This window comes from Vibrio sp. RC2502, assembly GCF_054850435.1.
Genome location: NZ_CM141453.1, coordinates 2,595,897 through 2,617,211 on the forward strand (window position 1 = coordinate 2,595,897; position 21,315 = coordinate 2,617,211).

Here is a 21,315-nt window from a genome sequence, read left to right on the forward strand (position 1 = left end):
ATTATTGCTGTTCTTGTTGCTCGGCGGCTTTTAGCTTGGCCAACCTATCTTGCTGAAGTTGGTCATAAATTTGTGCTAACTCCAAGAAAGAGTAACGATGCTCAACATACTCGTACACATTCAACGAAATGGCGAGCTTATACAACGAAATCGCGCTGGCGATGTCACCTTCCAATTGATGACGTTTACCGAGATAAAAATAGGTTTCCGTCAATCGCTGAGCAAGGCGATAGTTTTCTCGCGTCCCATCCATAATCGCAGCAAGAGCCGCTTCATCAGAAACATCGCGTAGCATAAGAGCGACTAACACCCAACCCCATTCTTCACTGCGATCTTGTTGGTAACGCTGCTGAAGGTTTGCTTTTGCTTGCTCAGGGTTTTGATCCGCTTCAATGATGTATAACCACAATGCGCGAAATGGATCGCTTGGCATCTCTTGATAATGCTTGGTCATATCTTCTAAGGCCAAATCAATACGACCGCCGTAGTATAGCGCTATCGCCCGATTGCGCTCTGCGTAAGAGTTATCTGGTGCAAGTTCGAGTGTTGAATCAAATGCTTCGTATGCCGCATCAAACTCTCCAACCTGAGTAAAGTAAACGCCGAGAAGATTAAATATATCTGGCTGAGCTGGGTTCAACTGCAATGATTGGTTGAAATCCAAACGAGCAAGGTCACGCAAGCCAACACTGTCGTAGTAATTACCACGTTCATAGTGCATTTTGGCACGCACTTCATCGCTGAGATCAGGGCGCTGCAGTAGTTGTGATAAACGCGCAATTTGAACTTCTTGTTGAACGCTCGGTTGTAAAGGCACAGCCATTGGTGGGTAAAGCCACTTCAGTGCTGAATGCTGAGAAGTATTTGCACAACCGGTCAGCGCTATAGCAACACATAAACTTGCGGTTTGAAACCATTTCACTAATTGATACTCCTGTTTGGACCGCCTGGGTCTGTTTCCTTAATGCACTATAGGATAAATAACCTCATTTGAGGTCAAACTCCTCGAAACAGGCCAAAAAAAAGGGAGCGAAAATGCTCCCCTTTATAGCATGCTTTCAGGCTCTTAAGCTAATAAAAGACCGAAAGGCGAGTTTCAGATTACTCTTCTTTCGCTGCTGGTGCTTCTGCCGCTGCTTCTTCAGCAGGCTTTTCTACCGCTTCTTTCATGCTTAGACGTACACGGCCTTGACGGTCGATTTCAAGAACTTTAACTTGAACTTCTTGACCTTCAGTTAGGTAGTCAGACACTTTCTCAACGCGTTTTTCAGCGATTTGAGAAATGTGTACTAGACCATCTTTACCTGGTAGAACCGTTACAAACGCACCAAAATCAGCTAGACGAGCCACTTTACCAGTGTAGATACGGCCTACTTCAACTTCAGCAGTGATCTCTTCGATACGGCGGATAGCTTCTTTCGCTGCTGCACCTTCAGTTGCTGCAATCTTGATTGTACCGTCGTCTTCGATTTCGATAGTTGTACCAGTCTCTTCAGTTAGAGCACGGATAACTGCACCACCTTTACCGATAACGTCTTTGATCTTCTCTGCGCTGATCTTCATTGTGTGGATACGCGGAGCGAACTCAGAGATATCGTCACGAGCACCAGCAAGCGCTTCATCCATTACAGATAGGATGTGCTTACGTGCGCCTTGTGCTTGGTTAAGCGCAATTTGCATGATCTCTTTAGTGATACCTTCGATCTTGATGTCCATTTGAAGTGCAGTAACACCAGTGCTAGTACCTGCTACTTTAAAGTCCATGTCACCTAGGTGGTCTTCGTCGCCAAGGATGTCAGAAAGAACAACAAAGTCATCGCCTTCTTTCACAAGACCCATCGCGATACCCGCAACAGATGCTTTGATTGGCACACCAGCATCCATAAGTGCTAGAGATGTACCACATACAGAAGCCATTGAAGATGAACCGTTAGATTCCGTGATTTCTGATACAACGCGAACTGTGTATGGGAACTCGTCAACAGATGGCATTACAGCTGCAATACCACGCTTAGCCAGTTTACCGTGGCCGATTTCACGACGCTTAGGAGAACCTACGAAACCAGTCTCACCCACACAGTATGGAGGGAAGTTGTAGTGTAGTAGGAAGTGATCTTTACGCTCACCAGTTAGCTCATCGATGATTTGTGCATCACGTTGAGTACCTAGAGTCGCAGTAACTAGGGCCTGAGTTTCACCACGAGTGAATAGCGCAGAGCCGTGTGTACGTGGAAGAACACCAGTGCGTACGTCTAGCGCACGAACCATGTCTTTCTCACGACCATCGATACGAGGGTTACCCGCGATGATGCTACGACGTACAACAGTCTTCTCTAGATCGTGGAAGATTGTGTGGATTTCTTTAGTATCCGCTTCAGGATCTTGAGCAAGCAGTGCTTCGTTTACTTCTGCTGCAATCTCATGGATGCGGTCGTAACGAGCCATTTTCTCAGTGATTTGGTAAGCCTCAACAAGCTTAGCTTCCGCAAGTTCAGCAATCTTAGTCTTAAGTGCTGTATTTTCTTCTGGAGCAACCCAATCCCAAGCTGGAGTAGCAACTTCAGCTTTGAACTCGTTGATAGCGTTGATTACAACTTGTTGTTGATCGTGGCCGAACACAACTGCTGCTAGCATTTCTTCTTCAGTTAGGTTGTCAGCTTCTGACTCAACCATTAGTACCGCAGACTCTGTACCTGCAACCACTAGATCTAGACGCGATGCGTTTAGCTCAGTTTGGCTAGGGTTAAGAACTAGCTGACCATCGATGTGACCAACACGCGCTGCACCGATAGGACCATTGAATGGAATACCAGAGATAGCAAGAGCCGCAGATGTACCAATCATTGTTGGGATATCTGGTTGAACGTCTGGGTTTACAGATACAACCGTTGCAATAACTTGCACTTCATTTTTGAACGCGTCCGGGAATAGTGGACGGATTGGACGGTCGATTAGACGAGCTGTTAGCGTTTCGCCTTCAGATGGACGACCTTCACGTTTGAAGAAGCCACCTGGGATTTTACCTGCAGCGTAAGTACGCTCTTGGTAGTTTACAGTTAGAGGGAAGAAATCTTGACCCGCTACTGCTTCTTTTTTACCAACAACTGAAACGAATACTGCTGTATCGTCCATTGTAACCATAACTGCTGCTGTAGCTTGACGTGCGATAACGCCAGTTTCTAGAGTAACCGTGTGGTTACCGTACTGGAACGTTTTAACAACTGGTTTTTCGAACATTGTTATTCCTTGTTTCTAAGCGCACCGATAAATAGCCGCTTAGGTGTGTTAATAAACACTCAAGGCATTACGAATCGCGACTAGTGAAAAGAAACTTACCTAAATTTCTTTTTAATAGCCGCGACCTTTTGGTCGACGAGGTTGACTGTAATGCTATGAGTTTAATAAAAATCTAATATACCAGACTAAACAGCGACTAATCACTCATCTAGAACGGTATCAAAAGATTAAGCCGCCAGTATTATAACGGCTTAAGGATGATTTGGCTAAGCTATAGCAGTCAAAAAATAAATTAGGGGCAACAAAAAAGGGGCATAAAGCCCCTTTTTTGACAAACTGCTATGCAGTCGCTTATTAGCGACGTAGGCCTAGACGCTTGATTAGGTCTTGGTAGCGAGCTAGATCTTTACCTTTTAGGTAATCTAGAAGCTTACGACGGCGAGAAACCATACGTAGAAGACCACGACGGCTGTGGTGATCGCCTTTGTGAGCTTTGAAGTGACCTTGTAGGTGGTTGATAGAAGCTGTAAGTAGAGCTACTTGAACTTCTGGTGAACCAGTGTCGCCTTCAGATTGTGCGTATTCTGCAACGATTGCTGCTTTAGTTTCTGCATTCAGAGACATAATTCTCTCCTAATAAGAGTAAGTTAATGTTTGTGCCAGCCAATCTCTGATTCAGCCGACACGAGAAGCGCGAATTATAAGGAAGTTTGCTTATAGGCGCAATATAAAAATACCGGCCTAAATGCCGGTATTTTTCAAGTGAGATAGAGATTACTCTTCGTCGCGGAAAACGACTAAACGTTTTGGTGCGATCTTACCATCATCGTTCATTTCACCAACACCGATGAACAAATGCTCTTCGCCCATAGTCAGGCGCAGAGACCCCTGCTCTGGTGCACCTAATACTTGAACCGGTTGGCCATGCTGAACCATATCTGCTAATTCAGGAATTAGGTTTACTTCTGGTAAGTCTTCAACTGCAGTGTCCATTGGCATAAGCAGTGGATCGAGTAACTCGCGAGGAGCGATTTCTTCACGATGAGCTTGCTCAAGTAGCTCATTAAGCTGCTCAAGAGTCACCATTTTCTCGTAAGGGTACTTGGCTACAGCTGTGCGGCGCAGCATCGTTACGTGAGCACCACAACCGAGCATTTCGCCCAAGTCATCGACGATAGTACGAATGTAAGTGCCTTTTGAACAGTGCACCTCCATCTCAACTTCATCACCTTCAAAACGGTGAAGAACGATTTCGTAAACGGTGATTTTACGAGACTCACGTGGAACTTCGATACCTTTACGAGCGTACTCGTACAGAGGTTTGCCTTGGTATTTCAAAGCAGAAAACATCGAAGGCACTTGGTCAGATTCGCCACGGAACTTCTCAATACACGCTTCTAGTTTCTCGAGAGTCACATCTACTGGACGCGTTTCAACCACTTCACCATCAGAGTCTGAAGTGTTAGTACGTTCGCCAAGTTTCGCGATCACGCGATAGCGTTTGTCTGAATCCAGTAGGAACTGAGAAAACTTGGTTGCTTCACCTAAACAGATCGGCAACATACCCGTCGCTAGAGGGTCCAACGCACCAGTGTGACCCGCTTTTTCAGCAAAGTAGATTCGCTTTACTTTTTGCAGTGCATCATTGGAAGAGATACCTGTTGGTTTATCCAACAAGATAACACCATTAATTGGACGACCTTTACGACGACGAGCCATTATTCTTCGTCCTCACGGCCAGAGTTCTTTTGCTTCTGCTTGTCTGAGTTAACCACTTCGGTTACTAGGTTAGACATACGCATACCTTCTACGAGCGTGTTGTCGTAGTAGAAGCGGATTTCTGGAGTTAGACGCAGACGAATACGCTTACCAAGCATCATGCGAATGTGAACTTCATGCTCACGTAGTGCCGCTAGGCATGATTCTGGTGTTTGCTCACCTACACATAGGAAAGTCACGAACACTTTTGCGTAAGCAAGGTCACGAGAGACTTCCACATCGGAAATGGTAACCATACCCAAACGTGAATCACGAACTTCACGTTGAAGGATCATTGCTAATTCTTTTTGCAGCTGCTGTGCAACACGCTGCGTGCGGCTAAATTCTTTTGACATATCTTTTCTCTTATATAGAAAGAATGGGGGGTTGGTCAAAGCCAGCCCCCCATGGTGTATTCAACAACCAATTACTACTTATCTATCAAAGATAATATGAGTAATTTTAGTCAATTAGTCTAGAGTACGTTGAATTTCAACGATTTCGAATACTTCGATTTGGTCACCAACGCGAACGTCATTGTAGTTCTTAACGCCGATACCACATTCGTAGCCATTCTTAACTTCTTGAACGTCATCTTTAAAGCGACGTAGTGACTCTAGTTCACCTTCGTAAATAACAACGTTATCACGTAGAACACGGATAGGGTTGTTGCGCTTAATTAGACCTTCAGTAACCATACAGCCAGCGATTGCGCCCAGTTTCGGTGACTTAAACACGTCACGAACTTCAGCAAGACCAATGATCTCTTGCTTGAATTCTGGAGCAAGCATACCGCCCATTGCCTGTTTCACTTCGTCAATCAATTGGTAAATGATTGAGTAGTAACGTAGGTCAACTGCTGCGGCTTCAACTGCACGACGAGCAGATGCATCAGCACGTACGTTAAAGCCAAGAATGATTGCGTTTGAAGCTTCTGCTAGTACTACGTCAGTCTCAGTAATACCACCAACACCAGAACCAACGATGTTCACTTTCACTTCGTCAGTCGATAGTTTCAGTAGTGAGTCTGCGATAGCTTCTACAGAACCTTGAACGTCAGCTTTAAGAACAACGTTAAGTTCGGCAACTTCACCGGCAGTCATGTTAGAGAACATGTTCTCTAGTTTAGATTTCTGCTGACGAGCAAGTTTCACTTCACGGAACTTACCAGCACGGTAGTTAGCAACTTCACGCGCTTTACGTTCATCACGTACTACAGTAGCTTCGTCACCTGAAGCTGGCACACCTGAAAGACCAAGGATCTCTACAGGAATAGATGGACCTGCTTCTGTGATTTCTTGACCTAGTTCGTCGCGCATTGCACGAACACGGCCGTACTCTTGACCACAAAGTACGATGTCGCCTTTATGTAGCGTACCAGATTGAACTAGTACTGTAGCAACTGGACCACGACCTTTATCAAGACGAGATTCAACTACCACACCAGACGCCATACCTTCTTTCACAGCTGTAAGTTCTAGAACTTCAGATTGAAGAAGGATTGCTTCTAGCAGACCATCAATGTTTGTACCCTGTTTTGCCGAGATGTGAACGAACATGTTCTCACCGCCCCATTCTTCAGGGATTACGTCGTATTGAGCTAGCTCATTCTTAACGTTGTCTGGGTTCGCATCTTCTTTATCGATCTTGTTCACAGCAACAATCAAAGGAACGCCTGCCGCTTTCGCGTGCTGGATCGCTTCTACTGTTTGTGGCATTACGCCATCATCTGCTGCAACTACAAGAACAACGATATCTGTCGCTTGAGCACCACGAGCACGCATAGCAGTAAACGCCGCGTGTCCAGGAGTATCAAGGAACGTGATCATACCGTTTTCAGTTTCAACGTGGTAAGCACCGATGTGCTGTGTAATACCACCCGCTTCGCCTGAAGCAACGTGTGTACGACGGATGTAGTCAAGTGTTGACGTTTTACCGTGGTCAACGTGACCCATGATAGTAACAACTGGAGCACGAGGTACTGATTCGGCATTAGTATCGCGGTCAGATAGTACTGCTTCTTCCAGTTCGTTCTCTTTACGAAGAACAACTTTGTGACCCATTTCTTCAGCAACAAGCTGTGCTGTTTCTTGGTCGATCACTTGGTTGATAGTCGCCATAGCGCCCATCTTCATCATCACTTTGATAACTTCTGTCGCTTTAACCGACATCTTGTTAGCAAGTTCTGAAAGAACAATTGTTTCGCCAATCACAACATCTTGCTTAGCAACAGTCGCCGACTTATCAAAGCCGTGCTGCATTGATGTTGGTTTAGCTAGCTTACCTTTACGGCCGCCTTTACCGCCACGTTGGCTACGACCGCTATTGCGTGCCTGCTCGTCTTTAGTCGAAGGTTTTTTCTTCTTCTTATTACGACGACCGGCTTCTTCTTTGCGATCTGCTTCATCTTCGGCTTCACGTGCGTATTGTGAAGTCGTTACATGGTAATCTGTATCTTCCATATCACCCTTTTTCTCTTCTGCAGCAGACCAACGCTCTTTATTCTTTTCAGCCAATTCGCGAGCTTCCTCAAGCTTGCGCTGACTTTCCTCTTCAGCCTTACGCTTAGCTTCTTCTTCCTGACGACGTTTAAGCTCGTCGGCCTCTTTTCGCGCTGCTTCTTGCTTAATTTTCTCTTCAGCATCACGTTTTGCTTTTTCTTCAGCATTACGTTGTGCATTCGTATCTGCGTCGCGCTTCGCTTTTTCTTCAGCTTCGCGTTTCGCTTTTTCTTCCGCTTCACGTTTTACAGCATCTTCAGCTTCACGTTTTGCAGCCTCTTCAGCTTCACGCTTAGCAGTTTCCTCTGCTACGCGTTTTGCTGCTTCTTCTGCTTCACGTTTTGCTACTTCTTCTGCTTCACGCTTAGCTTCATCTTCAATTGTGCTACGCTTCACGTATGTACGTTTTTTGCGCACCTCAACCTGAACATTCTTACTCTTACCACCACCCGCATTCACACTAAGTGTACTACGAGTTTTACGCTGAAGCGTTAGGCGAGTCGGCTCTGCATCACCAGATTTATCACCGTGTTCTTTCTTTAGATGAGAGAGAAGCTTTTGCTTCTCTTCATCAGTTACATTGTCAGAGCTCGCCTTTTTCATGCCAGCGTCAGCAAGTTGTTCAATCAAGCGGTCGACTGGCGTACCAATCTCATCACTCAGTGCTTTAACTGTTAATTGTGTCATGCCGCTTTCCTCCTTGCCGAAATTATGCTTCTTCGCCGAACCAACAGATGTTACGTGCGGCCATAATTAGCTCGCCTGCACGTTCTTCGGTCAGGCCTTCGATACCTTCTAAATCGTCAATGCCTTGGTCAGCTAGATCTTCCAGTGTCGCTACACCTTTAGCTGCCAGTTTGAATGCCATTTCGCGCTCTAGACCTTCAAGACCTAGTAGATCGTCTGCAGGTTCTAGACCTTCAAAAGATTCTTCTTGTGCTAATGCAATTGTTGTTAGCGCGTCTTTCGCACGACCACGTAGCTCTTCTACAAGCTCTTCGTTTAGGCCGTCGATTTCTAGAAGCTCGTTAACTGGAACGTATGCGATTTCTTCTAGAGTAGAGAAGCCTTCTTCAACAAGCAGCTGAGCAAAGTCTTCTTCGATGTCTAGGTACTTCATGAAGTTTTCGATAGATGCTTGTGATTCTTCAGCGTGTTTCTTCTGAAGATCTGCAACTGTCATTACGTTCAGTTCCCAACCCGTTAGCTGAGATGCTAAACGTACGTTCTGACCGTTACGACCGATAGCCTGTGCTAGGTTGTCGGCTTCAACTGCGATGTCCATTGAGTGTGCATCTTCATCCACGATGATAGAAGCTACGTCTGCTGGAGCCATTGCGTTGATAACGAATTGCGCTGGGTTATCATCCCAAAGCACGATATCGATACGCTCACCACCAAGCTCACCAGAAACAGCTTGTACACGTGCGCCACGCATACCAACACACGCACCAACAGGGTCAATACGCTTGTCATTTGTTTTCACTGCGATCTTAGCGCGAGAACCAGGATCACGAGCAGCACCTTTCAGTTCGATGATTTCTTCAGCGATCTCAGGAACTTCTACACGGAATAGTTCTTCAAGCATTTCAGGCTTAGAACGAGTGATAAACAATTGGAAACCACGCGCTTCTGGAGCAACTTTGTACAGAAGACCACGTACACGGTCACCTGGACGGAAGTTTTCACGAGGAAGTTGGTCATCACGTAGGATTACCGCTTCTGCGTTGTTACCTAAGTCAAGAACGATTGTGTCGCGGTTTACCTTCTTAACAACACCAGTGATTAGATCACCTTCGTTGTCGATAAATTGCTCAACGATTTGTGCACGTTCAGCTTCACGAACTTTTTGTACAATAACTTGCTTAGCCGTTTGAGTCGTAATACGGTCAAACGTTACTGATTCGATTTCATCTTCTACGTAATCGCCTAGCTCAACTGAATCATCTTCATATTGAGCAGCTTCTAGAGAGATCTCTTTTGTTGGGCTTTCTACTTGGTCAACAACCAACCAACGACGGTAAGTTACAAACTCACCAGTTTTACGGTCAATAGCAACACGAACGTCGATTTCGATTTCGTACTTTTTCTTTGTAGAAGTTGCTAGAGCAATCTCAAGAGCTTCAAAGATACGCTCACGAGGTACCGCTTTTTCGTTCGATACCGCTTCTGCTACCGCTAAAATTTCTTTACTCATTGTATTTAGCCTCTAAGCTTAAACTTTTTTAGGGACCTAAAATTTAGGGATCAGGTTAGCTTTTGAAATGTTACTTAAAGCAAACTCTTCTTGCTGACCTTCAACAGTAACTGTCACTGTTTCGCCATCCACGCCGTGGATAATGCCTTTCCACTTACGACGGTTTGCTACAGCCATTTTCAAAACGATGCTGACCTCGTGACCAATAAATTGCTCGTAATGTGCTGCTTTGAATAGTGGTCTTTCTAAACCTGGAGAAGACACTTCTAGGCTGTAAGCAACAGAAATTGGATCTTCAACGTCTAACACTGCACTTACTTGGTGGCTAACTTCTGCACAGTCGTCCACGTTAATACCATTTTCATGGTCGATGTAGATGCGTAACGTTGAGTGCGCGCCAGCACGAATGAATTCTAATCCAACTAACTCATAGCCTGATGCCTCTACTGGCGCTTCAAGCATTTCAGTAAGTTGTCTTTCTAAACCAGTCATTTAAACCACTCCAGAAACAAAAAAAGGGCTCAGAGCCCAATCAAAAAACCAAGCAGTGACCTGAGTCATTTAAAAAACTCAGATAACAAAAAACCCCGATAGTCGGGGTTTTATGCTGCTGGACCCTGATACGTTAAGAATAGTCAAAATTACTTTTCTTAACTCGTAGTGTGGTTAGCACTACGTAAACTTGCCAATCTGCAACTTCTTTATTCAAAGAAGGAGATTGGTTGCGGGGGCCGGATTTGAACCGACGACCTTCGGGTTATGAGCCCGACGAGCTACCAAGCTGCTCCACCCCGCGTCCGACTTGCTGAGCATTATACTCGCAAACAAGTGATTTACAAGTTTGTAAATACATGGTGCCGAGAGAGGGACTCGAACCCTCACACCTAAGGCACTAGCACCTCATGCTAGCGTGTCTACCAATTTCACCATCTCGGCACAAAACCTTACAGCTTATTGAGGAATTTCATCACCAGTAGGTGCTGGAACTTCACTCGCTGCGTCTTTAACTTGTTCAACTACTGGTTGACCTAATGTTGGGTCTACCCATTGAGACTCGGTCTTGTGTGTAGACATACGACCAAGTAGCAAGCTAACGACAAAAAATACGGTTGCTAAAATAGCAGTTGTTCGGGTTAAGAAATTACCTGAGCCACTAGCACCAAACACTGTGTTTGAAGCACCAGCACCGAACGAGGCTCCCATATCTGCGCCTTTACCTTGTTGAATCAACACAAGGCCAATCACACCAAGCGCTGCCAACAGGTAAATCACAAGTAGAACTGAAAACATTTTTTCCACCTATGTTCCAAATTGTTGAGCCAGCGCCGTTCAATATCGAAACATCGTTAATGAACAAGGCTAGCGACCTCCTAACGGGAGGCGGAGCAATACTAGCGAAAGCAAGTAACGCTGACAAGGGAAAATTAGTAAAAAATCAATGCTGGCGGGTTAAGCGCTCAAAAAAAGGGCAAAACTTGCCCTTTTCTTTCTTTAAATACGTTAAAGCAATGATTAACAACTTGCTTTTACTGCATCCGCAATCTTAAGCGCTGAGCTTTGAACAAGCTCGGCATCTTCACCTTCTACCATTACGCGAATCAAAGGCTCTGTACCTGATTTACGTAGTAAAACGCGACCTTTATCGCCTAGTTCAGCTTCAACTTCTTCTACAGCAGCCAGTACTGCTTGCGCTTCTAGAGGGTTGTTTTCACCAGCGAAACGTACATTTTCTAAAACTTGTGGGTAAAGCGTCATGCCTTGCGACAAGTCGTGCAGAGACATATCACTACCAACAACAGAAGCAAGCACTTGTAGAGCTGCAACAATCGCGTCTCCCGTTGTTACTTTATCTAGCAAGATAACGTGACCAGAGTTTTCGGCACCGATCTTCCAGCCTTTAGCCAGCAATTGCTCCATTACATAGCGGTCACCGACAGCAGCACGAACAAATGGAATACCTAATTGCTTCAGGCCATTTTCCATACCTAGGTTAGTCATCAACGTACCAACGACGCCACCTTTTAGTTCACCACGACGCAAAGCATCACGTGCGATGATGTAAGCAATTTGGTCACCATCGACTTTATTACCTAAATGGTCAACCATGATGATACGGTCGCCGTCACCATCGAATGCAAGACCAAGATGAGCTTGCTCTTCTACAACGCGTTTTTGTAGCGCGCGAACATCTGTAGCACCGACTTCTTCATTGATGTTGATACCATTTGGCTCAACACCCATCGCGATTACATCTGCACCAAGTTCTTTGAAGACATTTGGAGCAATATGATAGGTAGCACCATGAGCGCAATCAACGACGATCTTTAAGTTAGAGAGACTTAGTGTCGATGGGAATGTGCTTTTACAGAACTCGATGTAACGACCTGCAGCATCATTTAAACGAGTCGCTTTGCCCAATTCAGAAGACTCAACACATTCAATGTCTTTGTCCAATTCAGCTTCGATAGCAAGCTCGATATCATCAGGCAATTTTGTGCCCTCAGATGAGAAGAATTTAATACCGTTGTCGTAATATGGGTTATGCGATGCAGAAATCACAATGCCCGCTTCTGCGCGGAAAGTTTGCGTTAAGTAAGCGACAGCAGGTGTCGGCATTGGACCTGTGAAGGTTGCCTTCAGACCTGCGGCAGCAAGACCAGCTTCTAGTGCAGATTCAAGCATGTAACCAGAGATACGAGTATCTTTACCAATAATAACTTTCTTTGTGCCTTGTTTTGCTAGTACACGACCAGCAGCCCAGCCAAGCTTAAGTACGAAGTCTGGAGTGATTGGGTACTGTCCAACTTTACCGCGTACACCGTCCGTACCAAAGTAACGTCTTTTATTCGACATAAACTTACCTTTATTATTTTTAAATATTGTTTTGCGTCATTTCGACAATTTTCATTGCTTCAATAGTTTCTTCAAAATCATGAACACGAATGATCTGCGCGCCTTTCATGGCAGCAATCGTGGCACAAACCACACTGGCGTTAGTGCAATCTGCTGCTGGCTTATCAAGCAGCTTGAAAATCATTGATTTACGAGACATACCCGCCAAGATAGGCAGACCGAACTCATGAAACTTCTCGAGATGAGCGAGCATATGATAATTGTGTTCAATGGTTTTGCCAAAGCCAAAACCAGGATCGAGGATAAGTTGAGACTTATTGATACCTACGGCTTCACAAGCAGCTATGCGCTCTTCCAGAAACTGAGCGACGTCATCCATCAAGTTCTCGTACTGAGGGCTTTCCTGCATAGTTCTAGGTTGCCCCTTCATATGCATTAAGCAAACAGGTAGTTTTGATGCAGCTGCAACTTGAAGTGCACCAGGTTCTTGTAACGCACGGATATCGTTAATTAGATCCGCACCAACAGCGATAGCCTGACGCATTACTTCTGCTTTACTGGTATCGACAGAGATCCATACATCGTATTTTTCGCGGATGGCCTTTACAACAGGAACAACGCGTTGCAGCTCTTCTTCTAGAGAGACATCTGGCGCACCAGGGCGTGTAGACTCACCACCAACATCAATGATGCTAACCCCTGCGGTAATCATTTTTTCAACTTGAGCAAGAGCAAGTTCTAAAGAATTGAATTTACCACCATCAGAAAATGAATCAGGGGTAACATTAAGAATCGCCATTACATGTGGACGAGAAAGGTCGAGAGATTTGTTATTTGCTGTAATAATCATAATAAATACAAAAACCCCGAGCTAACTCGGGGTTTATTATTATCAACACTCTTTATTCAGAGTCTTTCTTTTCTGGAACTTCACTTGAAGCAGAATCTTGAGAAGTAACTTGCTCTGCGGCATTCGCAGAATCCGTTGCTTTCTCTTCCTCTTTCACTTCAGGCGTTGCTTGAGACTTATCGTCATCCTTTGGCTTATTCATTGGGTTATCACCCCAGCCTGCTGGCTCACGAATTTCCGCTTTACGTTCCATGAGATCATCAATTTGGCGAGCATCAATGGTTTCATACTTCATTAGCGCATCTTTCATCGCATGCATGATGTCCATATTGTCTTCCAAAATCTTTTTCGCACGGTCGTAGTTGCGGTCGATGATTTGACGAACCTCATCATCGATAAGCTTAGCGGTATCATCAGACATGTGTTTAGTCTGCGTTACGCTACGACCAAGGAATACTTCACCTTCATCTTCTGCATAAAGTAGAGGACCAAGTTTTTCAGAGAAGCCCCATTGTGTCACCATCTTACGAGCAATATCAGTCGCACGTTCAATGTCGTTGGAAGCACCTGTCGATACTTTTTCAGGACCGTAAATTAGCTCTTCAGCAAGACGACCGCCATACAGGCTTGAAATCATAGATTCTAAGTGCTGACGAGACATACTTACGCGGTCTTGTTCTGGCAAGTACATCGTTACACCAAGTGCACGACCACGTGGAATGATAGACACTTTGTACACAGGATCATGCTCAGGTACTAAACGACCAACAATCGCGTGACCAGCTTCATGGTACGCTGTTGACTCTTTGGTCTCTTCTGACATCACCATAGAACGGCGCTCTGCACCCATCATGATTTTGTCTTTCGCTAGCTCAAACTCAACCATAGAGACATTGCGTTTGTTGCCACGTGCAGCAAATAGCGCAGCTTCGTTAACTAAGTTGGCTAGGTCTGCACCAGAGAAACCTGGTGTACCACGAGCGATTAAAGAAGGCTCTACGTCACCAGCTAATGGCACTTTGCGCATGTGTACTTTTAGAATCTGTTCACGACCGCGTACATCAGGAAGACCTACAACTACTTGACGGTCAAAACGACCCGGACGTAGCAATGCAGGGTCTAATACGTCTGGGCGGTTGGTCGCAGCAATAACGATAATACCTTCGTTGCCCTCAAAACCATCCATTTCTACTAGCATTTGGTTCAGTGTTTGCTCACGTTCATCGTGACCACCACCTACACCAGCTCCACGCTGACGACCTACTGCATCGATTTCATCGATAAAGATAATACAAGGCGCGGCTTTCTTCGCTTGCTCGAACATGTCACGTACACGAGATGCACCAACACCAACGAACATTTCTACGAAATCGGAACCTGAAATAGTAAAGAACGGTACTTTTGCCTCACCTGCGATAGCTTTTGCAAGTAACGTTTTACCCGTACCTGGAGGACCAACCATTAAAACACCAGTTGGAATCTTACCACCCAGTTTTTGGAAACGGCTTGGATCACGTAGGTAATCAACAAGTTCTTTTACGTCTTCTTTTGCTTCGTCACAGCCCGCAACATCAGCGAAAGTGGTTTTGATTTGTTCTTCGCTCATCATACGAGCTTTACTCTTACCGAAAGACATAGCGCCTTTACCGCCGCCGCCTTGCATTTGACGCATGAAGAAAATCCACACACCAATCAGTAAGATCATTGGGAACCAAGAAATGAAAATTGTGCCAAGCAAGCTTTGCTCTTCAGGAGGCGTACCTTGCACTTTCACGTTTTGGTTAATTAGGTCATCTAGAAGCTTCTGATCATACACAGGCATGTAAGTGACCATTTTGGCACCGCCGCCACGACGAACAAAGCTAATTTCACCGTCTTTAAAAGTTGCTTCTTGAATCTGGCCTTGGCCAACTTCCTGTACAAACGTGGTGTAATCCACGGTTCTGCCATTGCTTTCTCCAGGGCCAAAGCTCTGAAATACCGACATCAATACGACAGCGATAACAAGCCACAGAATTAAATTTTTTGCCATGTCACTCAAGGTGTAAGCCTCTCGATAACTAATTGTAATTAAAGGTAGGGTACTACAGTTCACTCACTGTAGCTATAGTGTTAACACGCTCCCGAAAGAGCAAAATAGTTAACCTTTGTAACCAGTGGCTACAACAAAGACTTCTCGGGAGCGAGCTCGCGATGAGTCTGGTTTTCTGATTTTTACGACTTTAAACATGTCTCGGACTTCTTTCACATATTGATCGAAGCCTTCACCCTGGAAAACCTTTACGACAAAGCTACCATTAGGCGCTAGAACTTGTCGACACATATCTAAAGCCAATTCAACTAAATACATTGCGCGTGGTTGATCGACAGAGTTGTTACCTGCAATGTTCGGCGCCATATCAGACATTACAACATCAACCATTGATGGTTGAATTCTATCAAGCAACGCCTCTAACACGGCATCGTCTCGGAAGTCACCTTGCAAGAAACTTACACCAGCTATTGGATCCATAGGAAGTAAATCACAAGCAATAATCTGACCACTATCTCCTACTATTTTAGCAGCATATTGAGACCATCCACCCGGAGCAGCACCTAAATCGACCACTGTCATGCCAGGTTTTAACAACTTATCTTTTGTTTGGATTTCATCAATCTTGAAGTACGCACGTGAACGATATCCTTTTTTACGGGCTTCATTCGCGTATTTATCATCAAAGTGTTCTTTCAACCAACGACCAGAACTAGCCGAATGTTTTTGTTTACTCATTTTAATCCCAACAAGGCGCAAATAGGAGCTATTGTTTTAATAGGCACAACCTATTACTCAATAAATTATAGTCTTCAGCAATAGATGGCGTTAAAATAGCTTTTTTCAACCCTTATTTTAAAGAAAATTGGCCGCGTAATGAACCTAAGCACCAAACAAAAGCAGCACCTAAAAGGCCTGGCTCACAGTTTAAAACCTGTTGTGCTAATGGGCGCAAATGGACTTACAGAAGCCGTGCTAGCAGAAATTGAAATCGCTCTAAACCATCACGAACTGATCAAAGTAAAAGTTGCTTCAGAAGATCGTGAAACAAAACAGCTAATCATTGACGCTATCGTACGTGAGACAGGCGCTGAAAAAGTTCAGACAATTGGTAAAGTGCTTGTGCTATACCGCCAGTCTGAAGAGCGTAAAATCGAAATTCCTCGTAAGTAATTCACTTACGTTGTTGAAGAAAAAGGTCGCCATTGGCGACCTTTTTTGCATTTAACAAATAGTGGGCATTCAAGATGCCACTTAGATGTATTCAACTCGGTCAATTTCGAAATCTTTCGCTCCACCAGGAGTCTGGATAGCAACCTCGTCGCCTTCCATCTTGCCGATCAAGCCACGAGCAATTGGAGAGCTCACTGAAATACGGCCAGCTTTAATATCAGCTTCATCGTCACCAACAATCTGATATGTCTTTTCTTCATCGGTATCGACATCAATCAAAGTCACCGTTGAACCAAAGATAACCTTGCCAGTGTTTTCCATTTTAGTTACATCAATTACTTGCGCAACAGATAGCTTATATTCAATGTCACGGATTTGCGCTTCACAAATACCCTGCTCTTCTCGAGCGGCATGATATTCAGCATTTTCCTTCAAATCACCTAGTTCTCGTGCTTCAGCAATCGCTTCTGAAATTTGAGGACGTAGCTTAAGTAGACGTTCTAGTTCTGTACGTAGCATTTGTTCACCACGTAGTGTCATTGGAACTTTTTCCATTATGTAACCTCAAGCCCAAATGGGTCTTTGGACAATAAAAAGCCCACCCAGTCGTAGGACTAGGTAGTGCGGTTAAAGATGTATTTTCAACTAGTGTAAACAAACTCCTGAGCGAAATCATCTTAATTCGAAATTCAACATTGCTATGCCTTTGCAGCATAACGAACCGAATCAATTTTAGATCCAATCATTATCGCAATTTATTGAAAAACAACACTGTTCATTACACTAAAAACATCAAAAAACATAAAAACTAATCAATGTCAGGCCAATGTCATTGAAGCATTAACTCATTAAAACCAACTACTTAACAAACAACCAGCCACAATCGAACAGTGTTCATCAGCATGATTTATATCATTTTACTAACTCATCATGAAACTTTAGCAGTAAAACATGTCCAGCAAGTTGTTACATCAAAGGCTTACAGTTGCGGAAAACTCTCGCAGATGAAGCCAAATATAGACCAATAACTTGTGAGAGGTCATCTCTCCCCCATACAACAATGATTATGGACAGCTAACTAGGACAAATAAGATGAAAAAGACTCTAATTGCTCTTTCTGTATCTGCAGCAGCTATGGCAACTGGCGTTAACGCAGCTGAACTTTACAACCAAGACGGCACTTCTCTAGAAATGGGCGGCCGCGCTGAAGCACGTCTATCTATGAAAGATGGCGACGCTCAAGACAACTCTCGTATCCGTCTAAACTTCCTTGGTACTCAAGCTATCAACGACAACCTTTACGGTGTTGGTTTCTGGGAAGGTGAGTTTACTACAGCTGAAAACGGCGGTGTAGATGGAAACAGCAACCTAGACACTCGTTACGCATACGCTGGTCTTGGCGGTGCATGGGGTGAGTTCACTTACGGTAAAAACGAAGGTGCACTAGGCGTTATCACTGATTTCACAGATATCATGGCTTACCACGGTAACTCAGCAGCTGACAAACTAGCAGTGGCTGACCGTTCAGACAACATGATGTCTTACAAAGGTCAATTCGAAAACCTAAGCGTTAAAGCTAGCTACCGCTTTGCTGACCGTACAGAGCTAAAAGCAGACGGTACTCCTGCTGGTGAAAACGATCGCGTTGATCACTACTCAGACAACAAACAAGACGGTTACTCTCTATCTGCAATCTACGCAGTAGCAGACACAGGTCTTGAGCTAGGTGCTGGTTACGCAGACCAAGACGAAGCTAACGAATACATGCTAGCTGCATCTTACACTATGGGTGACCTATACTTCGCTGGTATCTTCACTGACGGTGAAAAAGCGAAAACTGAAGGTGACTACACTGGTTACGAACTAGCTGGTGCTTACACTCTAGGTCAAACAGTATTCACAACAACGTACAACAACGCAGAAACTAACAACGAAACTTCTGCTAACAACTTCGCTGTTGATGCATCTTACTACTTCAAGCCTAACTTCCGTGGTTACGTTTCATACAACTTCAACCTAATCGACTCTGGCGATAAACTAGGTAAAGTTGGTGGCAACACTACAGCATCTAAAGCTGATGCAGAAGACGAGCTAGCTCTAGGTCTACGTTACGACTTCTAATTCCAGTCTTTAGACTTGAATACTCAGTGCCCGCTTATCGCGGGCATTTTTTTATCTTTCATTTCTCATCTTAATAGCGCGTTCTTCTAACCACTTTGTCTCAATATTAATGATGAACCAAGCATTCTTGGATGCACCTAGTATATTGAGTGGACTTGCGTATACTCAATCACATAACTAACCCTAGAAAATCACACTATGCGTTTACGTTGGCCTCTACTCATTTCTTCTCTTATTTTTCCGCTATTGTCTTATGCGTATCCTCATCAAGAGGTATTGCCAGAGGGCGCCCGTATCAGCTTAGTTGCAGAAAAACTAAACGAAAGTTCCACGCTCGATGGTATCCGTCCAACAGACCAACTATTTCCACCAGCGAGCACATTAAAAATTGTCACAGCCTTAGCTGCTAAATTAGAGTTAGGAGACAGCTTTGCATTTCGAACAAAGCTTGAAACCTCGAGTTCCGATGCCGTTATCTACTTTGTCGGAGATCCCACCCTACAAACCCAAGATTTGAAAGCGTTGCTGTCATTGGCGAAAAAAAATGGTTTAACGCGCATTAACGGTGACTTGTGGTTAGACAACAGTGCCTTTACAGGGTATGACCGAGCGGTGGGTTGGCCGTGGGACATTCTGGGGGTTTGCTACAGCGCTCCGGCTTCTAGCATTACACTCAACAACAACTGTGTCCAAGCTTCTATCTATACGCAAAAAGATGGCGGGACTCGAGTCTATGTGCCAGAGCATCAACCTATTCGTGTTAAAAGTTCGGTCGAGACCGTTTCTAAGACGATTCAAAAGAGCCGCCATTGCGATTTAGACCTGCTTGCTAACCCAGACAATCGCTACGAATTAAAAGGATGCTTAGTCGAACGAGAAAAGCCGCTGCCTCTCAAATTTGCGGTTCAAGATCCTGAACGTTATACCAGTCAAAATATCAGTACGTTACTCAAGCAATTAGGTATTGAGCTCAAAGGCAAAATTAAGATTGGCTCAGCGCCACAGAAACAACGTAAATTGATGGCATTACATCAATCAAAGCCGCTATCCGATTTACTTGATGACATGCTCAAGCATTCTGACAATTTGATCGCAGACACATTAACGAAAACATTGGGTGCGAAATTTTTTGTTCAACCCGGAAGTTTTACCAATGGTACAGAAGCGATCAAACAGATCATTTTCGCCAACACTGGCATCGATATCCGTAACGCACGCTTGGAAGATGGATCGGGCCTTTCAAGAAACAACCGTATTTCTGCGACCAAAATGGCGGAAATCCTACGTTATATCTGGAAAAACGAAAAAACACTGAAGCTGATTGCCATCATGCCTAAATCAGGCGAATCGGGTACGCTGCAATACCGCCAAAGCATGCGGAATGCCCCAATCAAAGGTCAACTGATTGCCAAGAGTGGTTCATTGTACGGAACCTACAACATGGCGGGTTATGGTTTAGATAAAAATGGCCAGCCGAATACTATTTTCGTCCAGTTTGTCTCAGACTACTTTCCAGAAAAAAGGGACGATAACAAACCTGTCATCGCCCCTATTACGCATTTTGAGCAGTTATTTTACCGTGACATCGTGAATTTTAGTCAGGCGATACCTAAGAAGTAATTCACTACAGTAAAGTAAATCCACATACCTGATATATCAACGATTGATGCAAGCACAGGGCTCACCAATACGGCTGGGTCTAGCTTGCAAGCGCGGGCAATTATTGGCAACAAACCGCCAAGCGTTGTGGAAATTGAGACTTGAATAAACAAAGCAACGGCGATTGCAAGTGCGATGTCTGTCAGTTCAAAGCCCCCCGTAGATTGGCCGGCACTAAAAAGCATAATGCGTCCAACCATAACTATTGCGATCGCTAATGCGAGACACAGCGCTACGCGACTTTCTTTCCAAAGTACTGCTAACCACTGACGCTTTTTAAGTTCACCAGTGGCCAATGCACGAATGACCAATGTGGCCGCTTGAGTTCCCGTATTACCACCAGCCGCCGCAATCACCGGCATGTATACTGCCAGTAAAACCAGTTGGCTCAATGTATCTTCATACTGAGCAATAATCAGCCCAGAAACGATCCCCAATAAAGCGAGTGCAATAATCCAGCCGATTCGCTGCTTTACATGCTCAAGTACACCTGTTGATAAGTAACCGTCAGGAGTATCAACTTCCGACACATGCAAACCCAATTGGTGCGCATAGTGACGCGCACGCTTATCATGACCCGCATGCTCAAGTTGAGACATCAAACTGTTCACATACCCTACAGAACAGTGCTTCAAAATCCCCACCGCTTCATCTATTGGCATGATGGTGAGCAAATGAAGTTGCTGCTCTTGATCGTATTTCAAAAACGCATTGCGAGCTGCACCAATTTCTACTTCAGAAAAGTTTGGTGTTGTTTCAATAAAAGTGTTGTTCATTACCGTCATGGCGAATCTCCCGATTGGCATTGGTAACGACCATCGACAACACAAGCACAAGCTCATCACGCCTTTATGCCGATAGATGACACAAACACGCAAATTCACCAATGCAAAAGCACTGTCTATTCAGAATGTATGAAGGAAATAACGAGAAG

General features: G+C 44.6%; 18 protein-coding genes and 2 tRNA genes. 3 read left to right on the forward strand and 17 right to left on the reverse strand.

Going from position 1 to position 21,315, the window contains the following annotated elements:
* Position 1 precedes the first annotated feature (1 nt).
* From nlpI to rlmE, 15 genes are all read right to left on the reverse strand, one after another.
* Positions 2–922: a lipoprotein NlpI gene (gene nlpI, locus ACYJZR_RS12065; RefSeq protein ID WP_005481586.1), complete on the reverse strand. Its 921-nt coding sequence runs from the start codon at positions 920–922 to the stop codon at positions 2–4.
* 179 nt (positions 923–1,101) lie between these two features.
* A complete protein-coding gene (pnp, locus tag ACYJZR_RS12070) occupies positions 1,102–3,237 on the reverse strand; it encodes a polyribonucleotide nucleotidyltransferase (protein WP_005456067.1) in 2,136 nt (711 codons plus the stop codon).
* Positions 3,238–3,591: 354 nt separating this feature from the next.
* Entirely contained in the window at positions 3,592–3,861 is a 270-nt protein-coding gene (rpsO, locus tag ACYJZR_RS12075; protein ID WP_005456110.1) for a 30S ribosomal protein S15, read from the reverse strand.
* Between the two features lie 150 nt (positions 3,862–4,011).
* Positions 4,012–4,956, reverse strand: a complete 945-nt coding sequence (truB, locus tag ACYJZR_RS12080; protein ID WP_020835418.1) for a tRNA pseudouridine(55) synthase TruB — start codon at positions 4,954–4,956, stop codon at positions 4,012–4,014.
* Positions 4,956–5,351, reverse strand: a complete 396-nt coding sequence (rbfA, locus tag ACYJZR_RS12085) for a 30S ribosome-binding factor RbfA (protein ID WP_005456060.1) — start codon at positions 5,349–5,351, stop codon at positions 4,956–4,958. Before rbfA ends, truB begins: the two co-directional genes overlap by 1 nt.
* Before the next feature lie 114 nt (positions 5,352–5,465).
* Positions 5,466–8,183, reverse strand: coding sequence for a translation initiation factor IF-2 (gene infB / locus ACYJZR_RS12090; protein ID WP_005481598.1), 2,718 nt, complete (start codon positions 8,181–8,183; stop codon positions 5,466–5,468).
* 22 nt (positions 8,184–8,205) lie between these two features.
* Positions 8,206–9,693, reverse strand: coding sequence for a transcription termination factor NusA (nusA, locus tag ACYJZR_RS12095; RefSeq protein WP_005456069.1), 1,488 nt, complete (start codon positions 9,691–9,693; stop codon positions 8,206–8,208).
* A gap of 36 nt (positions 9,694–9,729) precedes the next feature.
* Positions 9,730–10,185 (reverse strand): ribosome maturation factor RimP, encoded by a 456-nt coding sequence (gene rimP, locus ACYJZR_RS12100; protein ID WP_005456065.1) that lies wholly within the window; start codon positions 10,183–10,185, stop codon positions 9,730–9,732.
* A gap of 227 nt (positions 10,186–10,412) precedes the next feature.
* Positions 10,413–10,489: transfer RNA gene (locus ACYJZR_RS12105), tRNA-Met, on the reverse strand.
* A 56-nt stretch (positions 10,490–10,545) separates the two neighbouring features.
* Positions 10,546–10,629, reverse strand: a tRNA-Leu gene (locus ACYJZR_RS12110).
* Between the two features lie 15 nt (positions 10,630–10,644).
* Entirely contained in the window at positions 10,645–10,983 is a 339-nt protein-coding gene (gene secG, locus ACYJZR_RS12115) for a preprotein translocase subunit SecG (RefSeq protein ID WP_005481580.1), read from the reverse strand.
* A gap of 222 nt (positions 10,984–11,205) precedes the next feature.
* Complete coding sequence (gene glmM / locus ACYJZR_RS12120; RefSeq protein WP_005481562.1) at positions 11,206–12,546, reverse strand: phosphoglucosamine mutase; 1,341 nt, start codon at positions 12,544–12,546, stop codon at positions 11,206–11,208.
* 19 nt (positions 12,547–12,565) lie between these two features.
* The gene (gene folP, locus ACYJZR_RS12125) at positions 12,566–13,396 is read right to left on the reverse strand and encodes a dihydropteroate synthase (RefSeq protein WP_005481601.1); all 831 of its coding nucleotides are present in this window, start codon (positions 13,394–13,396) and stop codon (positions 12,566–12,568) included.
* A 52-nt stretch (positions 13,397–13,448) separates the two neighbouring features.
* Complete coding sequence (gene ftsH / locus ACYJZR_RS12130) at positions 13,449–15,428, reverse strand: ATP-dependent zinc metalloprotease FtsH (protein ID WP_021447645.1); 1,980 nt, start codon at positions 15,426–15,428, stop codon at positions 13,449–13,451.
* A 108-nt stretch (positions 15,429–15,536) separates the two neighbouring features.
* Positions 15,537–16,166, reverse strand: coding sequence for a 23S rRNA (uridine(2552)-2'-O)-methyltransferase RlmE (gene rlmE, locus ACYJZR_RS12135; RefSeq protein WP_005494062.1), 630 nt, complete (start codon positions 16,164–16,166; stop codon positions 15,537–15,539).
* A gap of 138 nt (positions 16,167–16,304) precedes the next feature.
* On the opposite strand from rlmE, the gene yhbY reads away from it, so the two are divergent.
* On the forward strand, positions 16,305–16,601 hold the full coding sequence (yhbY, locus tag ACYJZR_RS12140) for a ribosome assembly RNA-binding protein YhbY (RefSeq protein WP_005380066.1): 297 nt from the start codon (positions 16,305–16,307) through the stop codon (positions 16,599–16,601).
* A gap of 81 nt (positions 16,602–16,682) precedes the next feature.
* Here the strand turns inward: yhbY and greA are convergent, their stop codons facing one another.
* The gene (gene greA / locus ACYJZR_RS12145) at positions 16,683–17,156 is read right to left on the reverse strand and encodes a transcription elongation factor GreA (RefSeq protein ID WP_005485311.1); all 474 of its coding nucleotides are present in this window, start codon (positions 17,154–17,156) and stop codon (positions 16,683–16,685) included.
* A 537-nt stretch (positions 17,157–17,693) separates the two neighbouring features.
* On the opposite strand from greA, the gene ACYJZR_RS12150 reads away from it, so the two are divergent.
* Both ACYJZR_RS12150 and dacB read left to right on the forward strand, forming a co-directional pair.
* A complete protein-coding gene (locus ACYJZR_RS12150) occupies positions 17,694–18,722 on the forward strand; it encodes a porin (RefSeq protein WP_021486773.1) in 1,029 nt (342 codons plus the stop codon).
* Between the two features lie 198 nt (positions 18,723–18,920).
* Entirely contained in the window at positions 18,921–20,342 is a 1,422-nt protein-coding gene (dacB, locus tag ACYJZR_RS12155; RefSeq protein ID WP_025594011.1) for a serine-type D-Ala-D-Ala carboxypeptidase, read from the forward strand.
* Here the strand turns inward: dacB and ACYJZR_RS12160 are convergent.
* A complete protein-coding gene (locus ACYJZR_RS12160) occupies positions 20,321–21,166 on the reverse strand; it encodes a magnesium transporter (RefSeq protein ID WP_005494055.1) in 846 nt (281 codons plus the stop codon). The two genes, dacB and ACYJZR_RS12160, sit on opposite strands and share 22 nt — an antisense overlap.
* Between the last annotated feature and the right edge of the window lie 149 nt (positions 21,167–21,315).

Bases quoted from the DNA above. Each gene is read 5' to 3' on its own strand.
- ACYJZR_RS12160 (WP_005494055.1), bottom strand. From the start codon at position 21,166: ATGACGGTAATGAACAACACTTTTATTGAAACAACACCAAACTTTTCT.
- greA (WP_005485311.1), bottom strand. From the start codon at position 17,156: ATGGAAAAAGTTCCAATGACACTACGTGGTGAACAAATGCTACGTACA.
- rbfA (WP_005456060.1), bottom strand. From the start codon at position 5,351: ATGTCAAAAGAATTTAGCCGCACGCAGCGTGTTGCACAGCAGCTGCAA.
- secG (WP_005481580.1), bottom strand. From the start codon at position 10,983: ATGTTTTCAGTTCTACTTGTGATTTACCTGTTGGCAGCGCTTGGTGTG.
- yhbY (WP_005380066.1), top strand. From the start codon at position 16,305: ATGAACCTAAGCACCAAACAAAAGCAGCACCTAAAAGGCCTGGCTCAC.
- infB (WP_005481598.1), bottom strand. From the start codon at position 8,183: ATGACACAATTAACAGTTAAAGCACTGAGTGATGAGATTGGTACGCCA.
- rimP (WP_005456065.1), bottom strand. From the start codon at position 10,185: ATGACTGGTTTAGAAAGACAACTTACTGAAATGCTTGAAGCGCCAGTA.
- nusA (WP_005456069.1), bottom strand. From the start codon at position 9,693: ATGAGTAAAGAAATTTTAGCGGTAGCAGAAGCGGTATCGAACGAAAAA.
- truB (WP_020835418.1), bottom strand. From the start codon at position 4,956: ATGGCTCGTCGTCGTAAAGGTCGTCCAATTAATGGTGTTATCTTGTTG.
- pnp (WP_005456067.1), bottom strand. From the start codon at position 3,237: ATGTTCGAAAAACCAGTTGTTAAAACGTTCCAGTACGGTAACCACACG.
- glmM (WP_005481562.1), bottom strand. From the start codon at position 12,546: ATGTCGAATAAAAGACGTTACTTTGGTACGGACGGTGTACGCGGTAAA.
- rpsO (WP_005456110.1), bottom strand. From the start codon at position 3,861: ATGTCTCTGAATGCAGAAACTAAAGCAGCAATCGTTGCAGAATACGCA.
- folP (WP_005481601.1), bottom strand. From the start codon at position 13,396: ATGATTATTACAGCAAATAACAAATCTCTCGACCTTTCTCGTCCACAT.
- rlmE (WP_005494062.1), bottom strand. From the start codon at position 16,166: ATGAGTAAACAAAAACATTCGGCTAGTTCTGGTCGTTGGTTGAAAGAA.
- dacB (WP_025594011.1), top strand. From the start codon at position 18,921: ATGCGTTTACGTTGGCCTCTACTCATTTCTTCTCTTATTTTTCCGCTA.
- ftsH (WP_021447645.1), bottom strand. From the start codon at position 15,428: ATGGCAAAAAATTTAATTCTGTGGCTTGTTATCGCTGTCGTATTGATG.
- ACYJZR_RS12150 (WP_021486773.1), top strand. From the start codon at position 17,694: ATGAAAAAGACTCTAATTGCTCTTTCTGTATCTGCAGCAGCTATGGCA.